General features: G+C 66.7%; 14 protein-coding genes and 2 pseudogenes. 9 read left to right on the top strand and 7 right to left on the bottom strand.

Annotated elements, in window-relative coordinates; all coding sequences use genetic code 11:
* Positions 1-100: 100 nt before the first annotated feature.
* Positions 101-595, top strand: a pseudogene (locus tag ACWPKK_RS16580) (ATP-binding protein); the annotation flags it as partial.
* A 93-nt stretch (positions 596-688) separates the two neighbouring features.
* Here the strand turns inward: ACWPKK_RS16580 and ACWPKK_RS16575 are convergent.
* Positions 689-1,252 (bottom strand): annotated as a pseudogene (locus tag ACWPKK_RS16575) (transglutaminase-like domain-containing protein); the annotation flags it as partial.
* Between the two features lie 73 nt (positions 1,253-1,325).
* The gene (locus ACWPKK_RS16570) at positions 1,326-1,703 is read right to left on the bottom strand and encodes a response regulator (protein WP_452006176.1); all 378 of its coding nucleotides are present in this window, start codon (positions 1,701-1,703) and stop codon (positions 1,326-1,328) included.
* Between the two features lie 119 nt (positions 1,704-1,822).
* Here ACWPKK_RS16570 and ACWPKK_RS16565 point away from each other — a divergent pair, with 119 nt between their 5' ends.
* Complete coding sequence (locus tag ACWPKK_RS16565; RefSeq protein WP_452006173.1) at positions 1,823-1,960, top strand: hypothetical protein; 138 nt, start codon at positions 1,823-1,825, stop codon at positions 1,958-1,960.
* Here the strand turns inward: ACWPKK_RS16565 and ACWPKK_RS16560 are convergent.
* Positions 1,939-2,682, bottom strand: coding sequence for a HisA/HisF-related TIM barrel protein (locus ACWPKK_RS16560; RefSeq protein WP_452006171.1), 744 nt, complete (start codon positions 2,680-2,682; stop codon positions 1,939-1,941). The genes ACWPKK_RS16565 and ACWPKK_RS16560 overlap by 22 nt on opposite strands.
* Between ACWPKK_RS16560 and ACWPKK_RS16555 the strand changes: the two genes are divergently transcribed.
* The gene (locus ACWPKK_RS16555) at positions 2,681-2,854 is read left to right on the top strand and encodes a hypothetical protein (RefSeq protein ID WP_452006169.1); all 174 of its coding nucleotides are present in this window, start codon (positions 2,681-2,683) and stop codon (positions 2,852-2,854) included. The genes ACWPKK_RS16560 and ACWPKK_RS16555 overlap by 2 nt on opposite strands.
* A 43-nt stretch (positions 2,855-2,897) precedes the next feature.
* On the opposite strand, the gene ACWPKK_RS16550 is transcribed toward ACWPKK_RS16555, so the two are convergent.
* Positions 2,898-3,941 carry a GlxA family transcriptional regulator gene (locus ACWPKK_RS16550; RefSeq protein ID WP_452006166.1) on the bottom strand — a complete coding sequence of 348 codons (1,044 nt, stop codon included), beginning with the start codon at positions 3,939-3,941 and terminating at the stop codon, positions 2,898-2,900.
* A gap of 114 nt (positions 3,942-4,055) precedes the next feature.
* Here ACWPKK_RS16550 and ACWPKK_RS16545 point away from each other — a divergent pair, with 114 nt between their 5' ends.
* Genes ACWPKK_RS16545 through ACWPKK_RS16530 form a run of 4 tightly spaced genes read left to right on the top strand, consistent with a single transcriptional unit; the run spans position 4,056 to position 9,211 of the window.
* A complete protein-coding gene (locus ACWPKK_RS16545; protein ID WP_452006163.1) occupies positions 4,056-5,309 on the top strand; it encodes a sarcosine oxidase subunit beta family protein in 1,254 nt (417 codons plus the stop codon).
* A 10-nt stretch (positions 5,310-5,319) separates the two neighbouring features.
* Positions 5,320-5,652: a sarcosine oxidase subunit delta gene (locus tag ACWPKK_RS16540; protein ID WP_324867871.1), complete on the top strand. Its 333-nt coding sequence runs from the start codon at positions 5,320-5,322 to the stop codon at positions 5,650-5,652.
* Positions 5,649-8,645, top strand: a complete 2,997-nt coding sequence (locus ACWPKK_RS16535) for a sarcosine oxidase subunit alpha (RefSeq protein WP_452006160.1) — start codon at positions 5,649-5,651, stop codon at positions 8,643-8,645. Before ACWPKK_RS16540 ends, ACWPKK_RS16535 begins: the two co-directional genes overlap by 4 nt.
* An 11-nt stretch (positions 8,646-8,656) precedes the next feature.
* On the top strand, positions 8,657-9,211 hold the full coding sequence (locus ACWPKK_RS16530; RefSeq protein ID WP_452006157.1) for a sarcosine oxidase subunit gamma: 555 nt from the start codon (positions 8,657-8,659) through the stop codon (positions 9,209-9,211).
* An 85-nt stretch (positions 9,212-9,296) separates the two neighbouring features.
* Here the strand turns inward: ACWPKK_RS16530 and ACWPKK_RS16525 are convergent, their stop codons facing one another.
* Together ACWPKK_RS16525 and ACWPKK_RS16520 are read right to left on the bottom strand one after the other, a co-directional pair.
* Positions 9,297-10,796, bottom strand: a complete 1,500-nt coding sequence (locus tag ACWPKK_RS16525; protein ID WP_452006154.1) for a CoA-acylating methylmalonate-semialdehyde dehydrogenase — start codon at positions 10,794-10,796, stop codon at positions 9,297-9,299.
* Between the two features lie 180 nt (positions 10,797-10,976).
* Entirely contained in the window at positions 10,977-12,338 is a 1,362-nt protein-coding gene (locus tag ACWPKK_RS16520; RefSeq protein WP_452006151.1) for an aminotransferase class III-fold pyridoxal phosphate-dependent enzyme, read from the bottom strand.
* Between the two features lie 137 nt (positions 12,339-12,475).
* Between ACWPKK_RS16520 and ACWPKK_RS16515 the strand changes: the two genes are divergently transcribed.
* Positions 12,476-13,423, top strand: coding sequence for a LysR family transcriptional regulator (locus ACWPKK_RS16515; protein ID WP_452006149.1), 948 nt, complete (start codon positions 12,476-12,478; stop codon positions 13,421-13,423).
* 112 nt (positions 13,424-13,535) lie between these two features.
* Positions 13,536-13,826 carry a hypothetical protein gene (locus ACWPKK_RS16510; protein ID WP_452006146.1) on the top strand — a complete coding sequence of 97 codons (291 nt, stop codon included), beginning with the start codon at positions 13,536-13,538 and terminating at the stop codon, positions 13,824-13,826.
* 58 nt (positions 13,827-13,884) lie between these two features.
* Here ACWPKK_RS16510 and ACWPKK_RS16505 read toward each other — a convergent pair whose 3' ends face one another.
* Positions 13,885-15,645: a putative bifunctional diguanylate cyclase/phosphodiesterase gene (locus ACWPKK_RS16505; protein WP_452006143.1), complete on the bottom strand. Its 1,761-nt coding sequence runs from the start codon at positions 15,643-15,645 to the stop codon at positions 13,885-13,887.
* Positions 15,646-15,980: the final 335 nt, after the last annotated feature.

The raw sequence follows: 15,980 nt of genomic DNA, 5'->3' as shown, positions 1-15,980 counted from the left end.
CGGTGGCGCCGGACGACGCCGACGCGTTCGCCGCACCGGGGATGGAAAGGGTAGTGGATCGTTACGTCCTGGCCCTGATATCGGGCAGTATGTCGCTGCCTCGCCCGGCGGGGGCAAGTCGCATCTGGCCGCCGCCATCGGCTACGCCCTGGTGGAAAATGGTTGGCGTGTGCTGTTCGCCCGGACCACCGATCTGGTGCAGAAGCTGCAGATCGCCCGACGTGACCTAAGCTTGGAGTCGGCCATCGCTAAGCTGGACAAATACCACCTGCTGATCCTCGATGACTTCGCCTACGTCGCCAAGGATCAAGCGGAGACCAGCGTCATCTTTGAGCTGATTGGCACCCGGTACGAGCGGCGCTCCTTGTTGATCACGGCAAACCAGCCCTTCGGCGACTGGGGCAAGATCTTTCCCAGCCAAGCCATGACGCTGGCTGCCATCGACCGGCTGGTTCATCACGCCACCATCTTCGAGATGAACGTCGAAAGCTACCGGCGACGAGCAGCACTGGAGAGAAAACGCGGCCCTGGACGCCCACCCTCGCGCGCGACAATCAACTCCAACCTGATTGACGCTCCGCGACAGAACCCTTGAAACCTGCCTACTGCAGCGTCAATCATGCTCTTGCCGCGACCCCAGACCGTCTCATCCTGATTGTCGCGCTCTCCATCCTGATTGTCGCGCCATACGCGCGGGAATGTTCATGGCGCGGCAAAAGGCGATGGCGAGATGAGCGTAGTCACGGCAGACTCCGCGCTTCTCGGCATAGGTCTGGGCCGCGGTCCGCGTCGGGCGCGAATGTTCGTAGCCGAAGGTCACATGGCCGTGGACGAAATCGCAGATCGCCTGCACCCGCGCCCAGCCCGGCGCGGTGCCCGAGAACAGCCGCCATGCCTCGTCAGACAGGACGTCCGTCTCGCAATAGCGACTTCCCAGCAGGAACAGCAGGGTGTCGGCAGGCAGTTCGTCCACACGGTGCTGCACTGCGCCGGGCTCGGCCGGGTCGGGGATCCCGCTGTCCCGGATGATGCTGTCGGCGCTGATGGTGACAGGCCCGGCGGGCGCGACCAGCCGGCTGCACCAGTTGCCGAAACTGTCGCGGTAGCCCTGGATCGGCGCCGGTACGTTGGTGACGATGTGGTCGGGCTGCTCCAGGTCACCGACGCGCGAGTAATGCACGTTCAGCATCACGATCATCGGCGTGGGAGCGGGAAAGTTGAAGGTCAGCTGGTAACCCAGTCGGATGCGCATGAAGACTTTCCTTTGAAAAAGCGTGGTTGTGCCGGCCGGTGGTTCAAAGGGAACGGGGAGCGGACTTCCTCGATCAGTGTTCAGCCGTCTCCTGGCGGGGCAGGAGGGCTCTGACATGGCCGGCCAAAGCGGAAAGACTGTAGGGCTTGCGCAAGACGACCAGCCGTCCCGGCACCTCCCGTGGGAGATGTTCACAGTAGCCGGTCATGACGATGATTGGCAGACCGGCGCGCCGCCGCTGGATCGTTCGAATCAGAGCCCCGCCGCCCATGACGGGCATCCGCATGTCAGTCAACAGAAGGGCTGCAGGGTCCTTCTCGTCGACCTCCAGCGCCTCGACCCCATTATGAGCGAGCGTGACCCGGAAGCCTTCGGCTTCTAGAATCTCTATCAATGCCATCGCCGCAAGATTTTCATCCTCGGCGATGAGGAGATGAGGTTGAATGATCATTCTTCGATAGCAACACATTTGGAAAGACATAGATAGCCATCGATGTCGGCGCTCCCTTCTTCATTTAGAGTCTCAAATGGTTATTTTGCTCTGAAAGCTTTTTCTCAGCGGCGATTGGAGTGCTTCGGCGCGATCAGCATGAAGGGCCGGTTCAAGCGTTCCCGATGGCCGGGCGCTTCTACAGCGCCGGCAATCCGGCCGCCCCGTCGATGCTGGACGGCGAGGCCGCCGCGGTTCACCCGTTCGCCGTCTCGTGACCGGAGGGACGCTGGCCGGAGGCGAAGCGGGCGAGCGTCCCGGCGTCGAGGCGCCGGTCGTGGAGCGCGCTGGCCACCAGCACGGCATCGGTTCCGTGCGCGGCCAGCGCGTCCAGATCCGCCGCGTCGCGCACGCCGCCGGCCCCCCACACCCGAACCCCCGGGCGTTGGGCCGCCAGCGTGGCGATGCGGTCCAGGTCCGGGCCCTCGCCCGACCCGACACGGTCCAGCGTCATGGCGATCACCCGCTTGGGCCAGCGTGCGGACTCCTCGTGCAACGCCACCGGTCCCAGCGGTTCCCCCCGCCGGACATCCAGCGACAGCGCCACCCGGTCGTCTCCGGCCATCGCCAGCGCCGCTTCCAGCGTCGCGCCGTCCGTCTGACTTTCGCTGCCGATCACCAGATGGCGGATCCCGGCCTCGAGCCAGCGGCGGCAATCGTCCGGCGTCGCCAGACCGGCATCGACCCAGAAGGCGACCTCCGGCCATCGGGCCTGCAGCGCCGCGACGGTCGATCGATGGTCGCCATGTCCCCGGATCGCGTCGAGATCAGCGACATAGCAGGCGCGGAAGGGTTGCAGTGCCAGCAGCGCGGCCACGATATCCTGGGGTGCCGATCCTGTGGTCAGCGCGCTTTCGATGGGGCGGTAGCGGTCGCGCTCCCCCCGCTTGGCATGAACCACCTGTTCGCCCAGCAGGTCGATGACGGGAACGATGTCCATGAAGAACGGCCTTCGTCGGGTTCCGGTTTGCGAGTATGTCACCGGCGGCGTGTTGTGCAATGGGCTGCATCCGACGGAGCTGATGGCGGACGCCAAGGCGCTGGTCGAGGCGCTGGTCGGTGACCTGATCGCGGTGCCGGCCCGATGCTCGGGCAACCGGGCAGGTCTATAGGGGCGCGTCTCCGACGTTGCATGAAACGACCGTTTTTGAAGTCTCAGCCCTTGCGGAAGACGGACGGGGTCATGCCGCGGCGCTCCTTGAAGGCGCGGACGAAGTGCGAGGAATCGCAGAAGCCTACGGCGGCGGCGATCTCCGTCACCGACTGCTCGGTGTTGCGCAGCAGGAATTCCGCATGTTCCAGCCGCATGATCCGGTAGGCCTCGGTCGGCGTCATGCCCAGCGAGTTCTGGAAATGCCGCTCCATCTGGCGCCGGGCGGTCCCCAGCCGTCGAGCCATCTCCGCTACCGACAAGGGCACGTCGATGTTCTGCTGCATCAGCAGCAGCGCCTTCCGCACCACCTCGTCATTGGTGGAGAAGTCGAGCGGGATGCCGGGCTGCGGCTTCTCCCCGCGCAGCGCATCGTCGATGATCATGATGTGCAGGCTTTTGCGCGCCTGGGCGCGGCCGACATGCTTTTCCACGAGATAGGCCGCGAGATGGGCCGAACTGGTCCCGCCCGAGCAGGTCAGCCGGTCGCGGTCGACGATGAAGATCTGGTCGGACACCGGCATGATGCCGTCGAACTGCTCCAGGAAATCGGCATGGTGGAACCAGCTGATGCAGCAGCGATAGCCGTCCATCAGCCCGGCCCGCTGCAGGATGAAGGCGCCGGTGCAGACGCCCACCAGCGGGATCTTCGATGCCGCCGCCTGACGCAGATAGCGGATGTAGTCGGGGCTGAGGTTGGAGATCTCGTCGATCAGCCCGCCGATCACGACGATGTAGTCGAACTTGGCCGGATCGCCCAACCGCTCGGTCGGCTGGACCAGCATGCCGCAGCTCGACGCCACCGGCCCCATCTGGTCCGACAGCACGGCCCAGTCGCACAGGATCGGCCGGCTGCGGTCGCCCTCGTCGGCGGCGAGCCGCAGCACGTCGACGAAATTTGCGAAGGCGCACAGCGTGAAGCGGTGGGCGAGGATGAAGCCGACGGACAGGCGCGGTGCCGCGGAGCGGTCCGGGAACCGGCCGGTCCTGGCGGCGGTCGTCCTGACGCTGCCTGCCCCGATGGTGCCAACTCCAACGCTATTCGTCATGTGACCTCCGGCGGTCGTACCGTCGCACGGGTGACATTAAACTGACGCATCCATTCTGTCCAACAAAGGGGCGCGTCGCGATACTGTCAGCACATTGAACTTCGCGGTGCTGCCATGACCCGCTTCTCGTTTTCCTCGCTGTTGACCAACGCGCTGACCGGCAACAAGAACTGGCAGCCGCAATGGCCCGATGCGGAACCGAAATCCGAATATGACGTCGTGATCGTCGGCGCGGGCGGGCATGGCCTGGGTGCGGCCTATTATCTCGCCAAGGAACACGGCATCACCAACGTCGCGGTGGTGGAGAAGGGCTGGCTCGGCGGCGGCAACACCGGCCGCAACACCACCATCATCCGCTCCAACTATCTCTACGACGAAAGCGCCCGGCTCTACGAGCATGCGATGAAGCTGTGGGAAGGGCTGAGCCAGGAGCTGAACTACAACGTCATGTTCTCCCAGCGCGGCGTGATGATGCTGGCGCACACGGTCCACGACATCCAGAGCTTCAAGCGCCACATCCATTCCAACCGCCTCAACGGCATCGACAACGAGTGGCTGACGCCCGAGCAGGCCAAGGACTACTGCCCGCCGCTGAACATCGCCGCCAACGCCCGCTATCCGGTGGTTGGTGCGGCGTTGCAACGGCGCGGCGGCACCGCCCGCCACGATGCGGTGGCTTGGGGCTATGCGCGGGCCGCGTCGGCGCGCGGGGTCGACATCGTCCAGAACTGCCCGGTCACCGCGATCCGCCGCGACGCCGACGGCCGCGTCACCGGCGTGGAGACCGCGCGCGGCTTCATCAAGGCCAGGAAGGTCGCGGTGTCGGCCGCCGGCAACACCTCGGTGGTGATGGACACCGCCGGCGTCCGGCTGCCGCTGGAAAGCTACCCGCTGCAGGCGCTGGTGTCGGAACCGGTCAAGCCGGTCTTCCCCTGCGTGGTGATGTCCAATACCGTGCACGCCTACATCAGCCAGTCCGACAAGGGCGAGCTGGTCATCGGGTCGGGCACCGACCAGTACACCTCCTACAGCCAGCGCGGCGGGCTGCCGCTGATCGAGCACACCGTCGCCGCCATCTGCGAGGTGTTCCCGATCTTCAACCGCATGCGCATGCTGCGCAAATGGGGCGGCATCGTCGACGTCACGCCCGACCGCTCGCCGATCATCGGCAAGACACCGGTGCCGGGGCTGTACGTCAATTGCGGCTGGGGCACTGGCGGCTTCAAGGCGACGCCGGGGTCGGCCAACGTCTTCGCCCACACCATCGCCCGCGACGAGCCGCATCCGATCAACGCGCCCTTCACGCTGGAGCGCTTCAAGACCGGCCGGCTGATCGACGAGGCCGCCGCCGCCGCCGTCGCGCATTGAGGAGACAATCATGCTGCTCATCCGCTGCCCCTACTGCGAAGCCGAGCGCCCGGAGGTGGAGTTCACCTATGCCGGCGAGGCGCACATCGCGCGACCGGCGGACCCGTCTGCCCTGTCCGACGACGAATGGCGCGACTTCCTGTTCATCCGCACCAACCCGCGCGGCCGGCATTTCGAACGCTGGCGGCACATGCACGGCTGCGGCCGCTTCTTCAACGCGGTGCGCGACACCGTCACCGACAAGTTCGCCATGACCTACAAGGCCGGGGCTCCGCGTCCGAGCGACGAGGAGATCGCGCTCGCCTCCAGTGCCGCCACCCCTGCCGAGGAAGCACGTCCATGACCAGTTTCCGCATTGCCGGCAAGGGCAGGGTCAACCTCAGCCGTCAGCTCCGCTTCACCTTCGACGGCGTGGACTATGCCGGCTACGAAGGCGACACCCTGGCCTCAGCACTCCTGGCCAACGGCGTCCATCTCGTCGGGCGCTCCTTCAAGTACCACCGGCCGCGCGGCTTCCTGACCGCCGGGTCGGAGGAGCCGAACGCGCTGGTTGCGACCGACCGCGGCAACGGGCGGTTCGAGCCGAACACGCGGGCGACGGTGCTGGAGGTCTTCGAAGGGCTGAAGACCGAAAGCCAGAACCGCTGGCCGTCGCTGACCCGCGACATCGGCGCGGTGAACGACGCGCTCTCCGTGCTGTTCTCGGCCGGCTTCTACTACAAGACCTTCATGTGGCCGAAGAGCTTCTGGGACAAGGTCTACGAGCCGGTCATCCGCAGCGCCGCCGGGCTGGGCAAGGCGCCGACCGCCCCCGATCCCGACACCTACGCCAGCCGCTTCGCCCATTGCGACGTGCTGGTCGTCGGTGGCGGTGCCGCCGGCCTCGCCGCGGCGCTGGAAGCCGGGCGCAGCGGCGCGTCCGTCATCCTGTGCGACGAGCAGTCGGAGCTTGGCGGTTCGCTGCTGTCCGAACCGGATGCCGAGATCAACGGGCAGCTGGCCTGGGACTGGTTGGAGGACACCAATGCCGCGCTGGCGGCGATGCCGAACGTCACGGTGCTGCCGCGCACGACGGCCATCGGCTATTACCACCAGAATTTCGTCGGCCTGTGCCAGCGGCTGACCGACCATCTGCGCATCGTGCCCGAAGGCGCGCCGCGCGAGCGGATGTGGAAGGTCCGGGCCAAGCAGGTGGTGCTGGCGCAGGGCGCCATCGAAAAGCCGCTGGTGTTCGCCGGCAACGACCGGCCGGGCGTGATGCTGGCCGGGGCCGCGCGCACCTACCTGAACCGCTACGGCGTCAAGGTCGGCAACCGGGTGGTAGTGGTCACCACCCATGACAGCGCCTGGCATGCCGCCTTGGACCTGGCGAAGGCGGGGGTGGAGGTCGCGGCTATCGTCGATGTCCGCGGCACCGTGCCGACCCAGCTGGCCGCCGCCGCCGCCGCGCTCCGCATCAGGACGCTGATCGGCTGGACCGTCACCGGCACCAAGGGCCGGCTGCGCGTCTCGTCGGTGCGCGTCAACCCGGTGGCCGGCGGCAAGGTCGGCGGCGCGGAGACCATCGCCTGCGACGCCCTGCTGATGTCGGGCGGCTGGACCCCCAGCGTCCATCTGTTCTCGCACACCCAGGGTTCGCTGGCGTGGAACGAGGACGGCCAGATGTTCCTGCCCGGCCGTGGCAAGGAGGAGTGCCGTCTGGCCGGCGCCGGCAAGGGCCGCTTCGGGCTGAAGGCCGCCTTCGAGGATGGCGCCGCTGCCGGCGCCGCCGCTGCCGCCGATGCCGGGTTCGGCGTCGAGCCGGTGTCCTACCATGTGGAGGGCGAGCTTTCCTTCACCGGCGTGACCGGCCGCGAGCTGCCGACCGACCGCGATCCGGGCCATGCCAAGGCCTTCGTCGATTTCCAGAACGACGTGATGGCCAAGGACATCCGGCTGGCGGTGCGCGAAGGCTTCAAGTCGATCGAGCACATCAAGCGCTACACCACCACCGGCATGGCGACCGACCAGGGCAAGACGTCGAACATCAACGGCCTGGCCGTCGCGTCGGACGCGCTGAAGCGGCCGATCCCGGCGGTGGGCCTGACCACCTTCCGCCCGCCCTACACCCCGACCAGCTTCGGCACCTTCGCCGGCTACAACAAGGGCGCGCTGTTCGAGGTGACGCGCAAGACGCCGATCGACGGCTGGGCCGAGGAGAACGGCGCGGTGTTCGAGCCGGTGTCGCTGTGGCGCCGTGCCCGGTACTTCCCGCAGGTCGGCGAGGACATGCATGCGGCGGTGGCGCGCGAATGCAAGGCGGTGCGCTCGTCGCTCGGCATCTTCGACGCCTCCACCCTCGGCAAGATCGAGATCGTCGGTCCCGACGCTGCCGAGTTCATGAACCGCATGTACACCAACGCCTGGACCAAGCTGGCTCCCGGCCGCTGCCGCTACGGCCTGCTGCTGGGCGAGGACGGTTTCATCCGCGACGACGGCGTGATCGGGCGTCTGGCCCACGACCGCTTCCACGTCACCACCACCACCGGCGGTGCGGCGCGCGTGCTGACCATGATGGAGGATTACCTTCAGACCGAATGGCCGGACCTGAAGGTCTGGCTGACCTCGACCACCGAACAATGGTCGGTGATCGCGCTGAACGGCCCGAACGCCCGCAAGCTGATCGCGCCGTTCATCGAGGGCATCGACCTGTCGGAGGGCGCCTTCCCGCACATGGCGGTGGCGACGGGGAAGATCTGCGGCGTGCCGACCCGGCTGTTCCGCGTCTCCTTCACCGGTGAACTGGGCTTTGAAATCAACGTGCCGGCCCGCTACGGCCGCGCGGTGTGGGAGACGCTGTTCGAGGCCGGGCAGCGCTTCGGCATCACCCCCTACGGCACCGAGACGATGCACGTCCTGCGCGCCGAGAAGGGCTACATCATCGTCGGCCAGGACACGGACGGCACGCTGACGCCGGACGATGCCGGCCTGTCCTGGGCCGTCGGCAAGACCAAGCCGGACTTCGTCGGCAAGCGCTCCCTGTCCCGCCCGGACATGCTGGCGCCGAACCGCAAGCAGCTGGTCGGCCTGCTGACCGCCGATCCGAAGACGGTGCTGGAGGAGGGGGCGCAGATCGTCCTCGACCCCAACCAGCCGGTGCCGATGGAGATGGTCGGCCATGTGACCTCCTCCTACTGGAGCGCCGAACTGGGACGGTCCATCGCCCTTGCGGTGATCCAGGGCGGCCGATCGCTGCAGGGCCGGACCGTGCATGTGCCGATGCCGGACAAGGTCCATTCCGCGACGATCTCCGGCATGGTGTTCGTCGATCCCGAGAACACGCGTCTCAGCGCATAGGAGGCCCACCCATGCTTCTGGCTAATCACCCGTTGCCGGGCAAGACGATCCCCGGCGACACCGCAAGCCGGCTGAGCATCCGCGCCGCCGACGACGTGGCCCGCTTCAGCCTGCGCATCGACCCGGCATCCGCCGGGGCGGCCGGGGCCGCATTCGGCGCGCCGCTGCCCACCCGCATCGGCGGGATGGTGGAGGCCGGCGGCCGGACCGCGCTCCAGCTCGGCCCCGACGAGTGGGTGCTGACGGCGCCGGTCGCCGAGGGCGACGGCATCGCCGACGCCTTCGCCGCGCTACAGGAGCCGCACAGCCTGGTCGATGTCGGCCATCGCGAGGTCGGCATCCTGGTGCAGGGGGAGGCCGCGGCGCTGGCCCTGCGCTCGGCCATCGCCTTCGACGTCGAGGCGATGCCGGTCGGCAGCGGCTGCCGCACTCTCTTCGACAAGGCGCAGATCGTCCTGGTCCGCGAGGACGAGAACCGTTTCCGGATCGAGGTCTGGCGTTCCTTCGCCGACCATGTCTGGGGACTCCTGCACGCCGTCAGCCGCGAAATCGCGCTCGGCATCTGATCGAGAACATGGCCCATCGGGCCGAACCTTGGCGGACGACGCCGGCGCTCCCATCGGCACCGGCGTCGCGACAGCCAAAGCTGCTTTACTTCATCGACGGGAAGGCGAATTGGGCGCCCTCGCGGACCCCGCCGGTCGGCCAGCGCTGGGTGATGGTCTTGCGCCGGGTGTAGAAGCGCACGCCGTCCGGACCATAGGCCGACAGGTCGCCGAACAGCGACCGCTTCCAGCCGCCGAAGCTGTGGTAGGCGACCGGCACCGGCAGCGGCACGTTGATGCCGACCATGCCGACCTTGATCATGTCGCTGAAATAGCGGGCGGCCTCGCCGTCGCGGGTGAACAGGCAGGTGCCGTTGCCGTATTCGTGGCCGTCGATCAGGTCCATGCCCTCCTGCATCGACTTGACCCGGACGAGGCAGAGGACCGGACCGAAAATCTCCTCCCGGTAGATGGTCATGTCCGGGGTGACGCGGTCGAACAGGCAGCCGCCCAGGAAGTTGCCGTTCTCATGCCCCGGCACCACCAGACCGCGGCCGTCCACCACCAGCTCCGCCCCTTCGGCGACGCCCTGGTCGACATAGGCCTTCACCTTCTCGCAATGCGCGCGGGTGACCAGCGGCCCCATCTCGCAACCGGTCGAGGTGCCGGCGCCGACCTTCAGGTCGCGCAGCGCCACCGACAGCTTGTCCTTCAGCCGGTCGGCCACCTCGTCGCCCACCGCAACGACGACGGAGATCGCCATGCAGCGCTCGCCGCAGGAGCCATAGGCCGCACCCATCAGCGCGCTGACCGCGTTGTCCAGATCGGCGTCGGGCATGACGATGGCGTGGTTCTTGGCCCCACCCAGCGCCTGCACCCGCTTGCCCTTTGCGCCGGCGGTCGAATAGACATACTCGGCGATCGGCGTCGATCCCACGAAGCTGACGCCCTGCACCCGCGGGTCGGTCAGCAGCGTGTCCACCGCCTCCTTGTCGCCGTTGACGACGTTCAGCACGCCCGGTGGCAGGCCGGCCTGCTCGGCCAGCTGGGCGATGAACAGGGCAGAGCTTGGGTCGCGCTCCGACGGCTTGAGGACGAAGGTGTTCCCGCAGGCGATGGCGATGGGGTACATCCACAGCGGAACCATCGCCGGGAAATTGAACGGCGTGATGCCGGCGACGACGCCGAGCGGCTGGAACTCCGACCAGCTGTCGATGGCCGGCCCGACATTCTTGGAAAACTCGCCCTTCAGCAGCTCGGGCACGCCGCAGGCATATTCGACATTCTCGATGCCGCGGGTCAGCTCGCCGAAGGCATCGTCCAGGACCTTGCCGTGCTCCGCCGTGATCAGCGCGCAGATGCGCTCGGCATTCTCCTCCAGCAGCTGCTTGAAGCGGAACATGACGCGGGCGCGCTTGGCCGGCGGCGTGGCGCGCCAGGCCGGAAACGCGGCCTCGGCGGCGGCGATGGCCTCTTCCACCGTGGAACGCGACGCCAGGGCCACCTGACCCGCCACGTCGCCGGTGGCGGGATTGACGATGTCGGCGGTGCGGGTGCCGGCGGGCGCGTCGGTCTTGCCGCCGATCAGGTGGGCAACGATGGTCATGGTCGGGCTTTCCTGGGGGTGTTTGTCTTTGCGAAGTTAGACCCCCACCTATCCTCCCCCGCTGGGCGGGGGAGGGAACTCCGCCGCTGCGCATACGTCCCTCCCTTGCGAAGCGGGGGAGGGAAGGGGCCCGCGGCGTCAGCCGCGGGAAGGGTGGGGGCAATGCGCGGGCCGGCGCCCTTACGCCGTGGCCTGGATGGCGTCGGCGACGACGTCGAACAGGCGGTCGAGGTCGGCCGGCTCGCTGTAAAAATGCGGGCCGAACTGCAGCGTGTCGCCGCCGAAGCGCACGTAATAGCCGGCCTTCCAGCACTTCTCGCCGATCTCGTAGGGCCGGCGTGCCGGCTCGCCCGGAAGCGGGGCGATGGTGACGGCGCCGGTCAGGCCGTAGTTGCGGATGTCGGCGACGTTCTTCAGTCCCTTCAGCCCGTGGATGAGGTTTTCGAAATGCGGCGCCAGCGCAGCCGCCTTCTCCCACAGCTTCTCCCGCTCGAAGATGTCGAGCGCGGCCAGACCGGCGGCGCAGGCGACCGGATGGGCGGAATAGGTGTAGCCGTGCGGGAACTCCACCATGTACTCCGGCCCGCCATTGTCCATGAAGGCCTGGTAGATGTCGTGCTTCGCCACGACGGCACCCATCGGGACGGCGCCGTTCGTCAGGCCCTTGGCGACGTTCATGATGTCCGGCACCACGCCGAAGGCATCGGCGCCGAAGGGGGCGCCCATGCGGCCGAAGCCGGTGATGACCTCGTCGAAGATCAGCAGGATGGAGTGCTTGTCGCAGATCTCCCGCAGCCGCTGCAGATAGCCCTTCGGCGGCGGCAGCACGCCGGCCGAGCCGGCCAGCGGTTCGACGATCACCGCGGCGATGTTGGAGGCGTCGTGCAGCGCCACCAGCTCCTCCAGCGCGTCGGCCAGGAAGGCGCCCTCCTCCGGCATGCCCTTCACGAAGAGGTTCTGCGGCAGCACGGTATGGGGCAGGTGGTCGGCATCGACGCCGGTGCCGAACAGCTTGCGGTTGCCGCCGATGCCGCCCAGGCTGGTGCCGCCGAAATTGACGCCGTGATAGCCCTTCGACCGGCCGATCAGCTTGGTCTTGGTCGGCTGGCCCTTCATCCGCCAATAGGCCCGCGCCATCTTCAGCGAGGTGTCGGCGGCCTCGGAGCCCGAACCGACGAAGAAGACATGGTCGAGGCCGGCCGGGGTCATCGACGCCAGCTTGTGCGCCAGCTTGAAGGCGGCCGGATGGCCATGCTGGAAGGCGGGGCTGTAATCCAGCTCCGCGATCTGGCGGGCGACTGCGTCGGAAATCTCGCGGCGGCAGTGGCCGGCGCCGCTGCACCACAGGCCGGACAGGCTGTCGTAGATCTTCCGGCCTTCGGCGTCCCAGTACCAGGTCCCCTCTGCCTTCACGATCATGCGCGGGTTGTTCTTGAACTGACGGTTGCCGCTGAACGGCATCCAATAGGCGTCAAGCTCCTCGCGCGTCAGTCCGGCAGCCTTGCCGAGGGACTGGGCATGATCGTTGTCCAGGGGGGCCATCCGCTGTTCTCCCGCATCTTGTTGGGTGTGCTGTCGGCGGTGAGTGTGCGCGCTTCCCCGTTGCGATTAAATCCAAACTATAAGAACTTCACATAACCCAGCGCTTAACTATCCTGCCCCGACACCATGGTCCCAGCATGAGCAAGCCCACCCGGTCCCCCACCCGCTCCCCCACCCGCTCCCTGGCCCCGATCGGCGATGCCGACATCCGCCTGCTGCGCGTGTTCCGGACGGTGGTGGAGTGCGGCGGTTTTTCCGCTGCCGAGGTGGAGCTGAACATCAGCCGTGCGGCGATCAGCCAGCACATGGCGGATCTTGAACGGCGGCTCGGCCTGACGCTCTGCCGGCGCGGGCGGGCGGGCTTCCGGCTGACCGACGAGGGGCATCTGGCCTATGAGGCGAGCCTGCGCCTGCTGGCCAGCACCGAGAGTTTCCGCAGCGAGATCAACACCGTTCATGGCCGTCTGCGCGGCGAATTGAACATCGGCATCACCGACAACCTCGTCACCATGCCGCAGATGCGGGTGACCCACGCCCTGCGCAGCCTGAAGCAGCTGGCGCCGGAGGTCCGCGTCAACATCCGCATGATCCCGCCCAACGAGATCGAGCGCGGCGTGCTGGACGGGCAGTTGCACGTCGGCGTCGTTCCCGTCCGCAGAGGCCTGCCGGGACTGGCCGGTCTTCCGCTTTACCAGGAGGAGTCCCTGCTCTACTGCGGCGATGGTCATCCGCTGTTCGACCGTTCCGGTGCTGCCGTGACGCGGGAGGCGGTCGAGGCCGCCGACGCCGTGGCGCCGACCCAGGCGCAGCTTCCCCATGAGCTGAACAACACCGCGACCGCGACCGACCGCGAGGGGGTGGCCTTCCTGATCCTCACCGGATGCTATGTCGGCTTTCTGCCCACCCATTACGCCCGGCAATGGGTCGAGCGCGGCATGATGCGGGCGCTGCAGCCCGACACCTACCATCATGCCCTGGAGTTTCAGGTGGTGACGAAGAAGGGGGCCCAGCCGAATCTGGTGCTGGAACGGTTCCTGGAAGTCCTGCGCGGAACCGGAAACGAGGAAAGCACGGCCGAGGCCTGACGAGCGACCATCGTGGCGCCCGATTGTCCACCATGCGGGAAAGCCGGCTACCGGAAGCGACGGGTGCGGCGACCGTCGTCCACACTGGGTCCGGCAAGCCAAGGAGACGAACATGGCATCGCCGTCATCAGCCACGATCTTCCAAAACCCCGAGACCGGCCAGACGGAAGCGGTGTCCAACAGGTCCGGTGTCTGGGCGTTCCTGTGCGGCCCGTTCTATTTCGCGTCCAAGGGCGAGTGGATGCACAGCGCGATCCACGCGGTTCTGACCGTCGTCGCCCTGCTGCTTTGGCCCAGCGGGGCGCTCATGCTGGTGGGGCTCTGGTTCGGCTACGCCTGCGCGACGCCGACCATTCTGGAAGCGCGCTACAAGCGGCTGGGCTGGCAGCGGCTCCCGGCCTGATGGATGATGGTGGGAAGGACGGCGTCGCGCCTTGTCGGACGGCGTCTCCCCACGGCTGTCATCCCCGACCTCCAGAGTGATCGCGCAGCCAGCGCTCGAACACCGTCGCCGTCATCGGGCGCGCGATATGATACCCCTGGACTTCGTCGCACCCCAGTTCCGACAGCAGGTCCAGGGCGGTGTGGTTCTCCACGCCTTCGGCGACGACCCGATAGCCCAGCTGATGGATCAGGGAGATCATCGCGCTTACCAGCGTGAAGCTCCGGTCCTGATCGCCAAGGCCCTGGATGAAGGAGCGATCGATCTTCACCACGTCGGTCGGTATTTTTTCAAGGTAGGACAGGCTGCTGTACCCGGTGCCGAAATCGTCGATGGCTATTCCAAAGCCTGTCGATCTCAGCTCTTCCATCCGTTGCAAAGCGTTTTCGCCATTGCGGAGAATGGCGCTTTCGGTCAGTTCCAGCTCGATGCGATCCGGTTGAACGTCACACTGCTTGGCCAATCCAGCCAGACGGGCAGGAAAATCCCGTTGGTCCAGGTTCGATGCCGAGATGTTGATGGAAAGCGCCAGATCGATGCCCGCGGCTCGCCATGCGGCCAGCTGTGACAGCGCGGTGCGGGCAACCCACTCGGTCATGCCGTCGGCGAGAGCGGTCTGCTCAATGATGGGGACGAATTCCCCGGGCGGGATTGCGCCGAGAACGGGATGGGACCAGCGCAGCAGCGCCTCCGCACCAACGCATCTGCCGGTCGGGATGTCCACGCGCGGCTGAAAGACGAGCGTCAACTGGTCGGCCGCGGCGAGCGCCTGGGGAAAATCGGCCAGCAGTTGAAAGCGGCGTCGGTGAGCGTCGTCGAGCGACGCGGAATAGATACCGACCCCTCTGTCCGCCTCGCGGGCATCCTGCAGAGCGCTGTAGGCCATGCGCAGGACATGTTGGGGGGTGGCCGCGCCCAGTTGGAACGGAGCCACGCCGATGGCCGCACGGATCACCACAGGCGTTTCCTGCGCGCCGGTTACTTTGCCCAATTCTGTCGGTACTTTGGCCGCGGCCGCCATCATCTCCTGTTCGCTCATGACGGACGGCAGATAGCCGAGGTGGGTCGTGCCGATCTGATAGATCGTGGTTTCAGGACCGACCACGCGCCGCAGACGCCGGGTGGCCGCCCGGACGAGGTCATCGGTGAAGGCCGGGCCGATGGCGCGGAGCGTGGCGGTGTGCTGCGCAACATCGATCAGATCGACCAGGATGGCATAGCGCTGCTCCCCCGGATGATCCCGTGCGAGATCCTCGATGTCTTCGATGAACTGCGTGCGGTTCGGCAGGCCGCTGACCGGATCGATCCGTCCCAGGGCATGCTGCAGTTCGATCTGGGCCATCACCATGGCGGCAAGATCCTTGAGTGCCGCCGTTTCCTGGCTGGTGATCGCGCGCGGCTCCGTACCGAGCACGCACATCGCCCCGAGCGTGTGTCCTTCGCGGGTGATCAGAGGAGCGCCCGCGTAGAACCGGATGCCGGACCGGGCCAGAAGGCTGTCGCGGTAGCATTCGTCCTTGTCGAAGTCGTGAATGACCAGGAAGTCGCAGCTTTCCGCGACCTGGCCGCAGGGGGCCTTTTCACGCGGGATCTGCCAGTGATCGACGCCGACACGTGACTTGAACCATTGCCGGTCCCTGTCGGTCAGCGAGACGGCGGCGATCGGCAGGCCGAACAGCTGGCTTGCCATGCGGGTGATGCGATCGAAGCTCTCGCTCGGCGCCGTATCCAGCAGATTCAACTCGCGTAGCGCATCCAGCCGGGCTTCTTCCTGAGTCATGACTGCGCACCTTGCCCCGACATCGACTTACGCAAAAGATACAACCACAGATTTATTGCGGAAGATTCGGGAATGTTCTGTTCCCCACGAGCCAAAGGACTTTGGAATTGGGTGAATGTAGCGACATTCATTTCGAGGATCCGCACTGGAGGCGCTTCGGTAAGATGAGAATCGTCTGATGGATACGGAAGAAGACCGCGAGCTCTCTTCAGTCACGCTGGGTCATCTTCCCTAAAGATTTATTAAACGTGCCCTAGGATTTTACGGATGGGTTTTGAGTGTCCGAGTTGTGCAAACGGGAAAGGCCGAGCATCCCGGACTCCAGACAGCTGATG

The sequence above is a fragment of the Azospirillum largimobile genome (assembly GCF_977007025.2).
This window is presented reverse-complemented; position numbering and strand designations above follow the sequence as displayed.

Bases quoted from the DNA above. Each gene is read 5' to 3' on its own strand.
- ACWPKK_RS16570 (WP_452006176.1), bottom strand. From the start codon at position 1,703: ATGATCATTCAACCTCATCTCCTCATCGCCGAGGATGAAAATCTTGCG.
- ACWPKK_RS16555 (WP_452006169.1), top strand. From the start codon at position 2,681: ATGAAGAACGGCCTTCGTCGGGTTCCGGTTTGCGAGTATGTCACCGGC.
- ACWPKK_RS16560 (WP_452006171.1), bottom strand. From the start codon at position 2,682: ATGGACATCGTTCCCGTCATCGACCTGCTGGGCGAACAGGTGGTTCAT.
- ACWPKK_RS16550 (WP_452006166.1), bottom strand. From the start codon at position 3,941: ATGACGAATAGCGTTGGAGTTGGCACCATCGGGGCAGGCAGCGTCAGG.
- ACWPKK_RS16545 (WP_452006163.1), top strand. From the start codon at position 4,056: ATGACCCGCTTCTCGTTTTCCTCGCTGTTGACCAACGCGCTGACCGGC.
- ACWPKK_RS16540 (WP_324867871.1), top strand. From the start codon at position 5,320: ATGCTGCTCATCCGCTGCCCCTACTGCGAAGCCGAGCGCCCGGAGGTG.
- ACWPKK_RS16535 (WP_452006160.1), top strand. From the start codon at position 5,649: ATGACCAGTTTCCGCATTGCCGGCAAGGGCAGGGTCAACCTCAGCCGT.
- ACWPKK_RS16530 (WP_452006157.1), top strand. From the start codon at position 8,657: ATGCTTCTGGCTAATCACCCGTTGCCGGGCAAGACGATCCCCGGCGAC.
- ACWPKK_RS16525 (WP_452006154.1), bottom strand. From the start codon at position 10,796: ATGACCATCGTTGCCCACCTGATCGGCGGCAAGACCGACGCGCCCGCC.
- ACWPKK_RS16520 (WP_452006151.1), bottom strand. From the start codon at position 12,338: ATGGCCCCCCTGGACAACGATCATGCCCAGTCCCTCGGCAAGGCTGCC.
- ACWPKK_RS16515 (WP_452006149.1), top strand. From the start codon at position 12,476: ATGAGCAAGCCCACCCGGTCCCCCACCCGCTCCCCCACCCGCTCCCTG.
- ACWPKK_RS16510 (WP_452006146.1), top strand. From the start codon at position 13,536: ATGGCATCGCCGTCATCAGCCACGATCTTCCAAAACCCCGAGACCGGC.
- ACWPKK_RS16505 (WP_452006143.1), bottom strand. From the start codon at position 15,645: ATGACTCAGGAAGAAGCCCGGCTGGATGCGCTACGCGAGTTGAATCTG.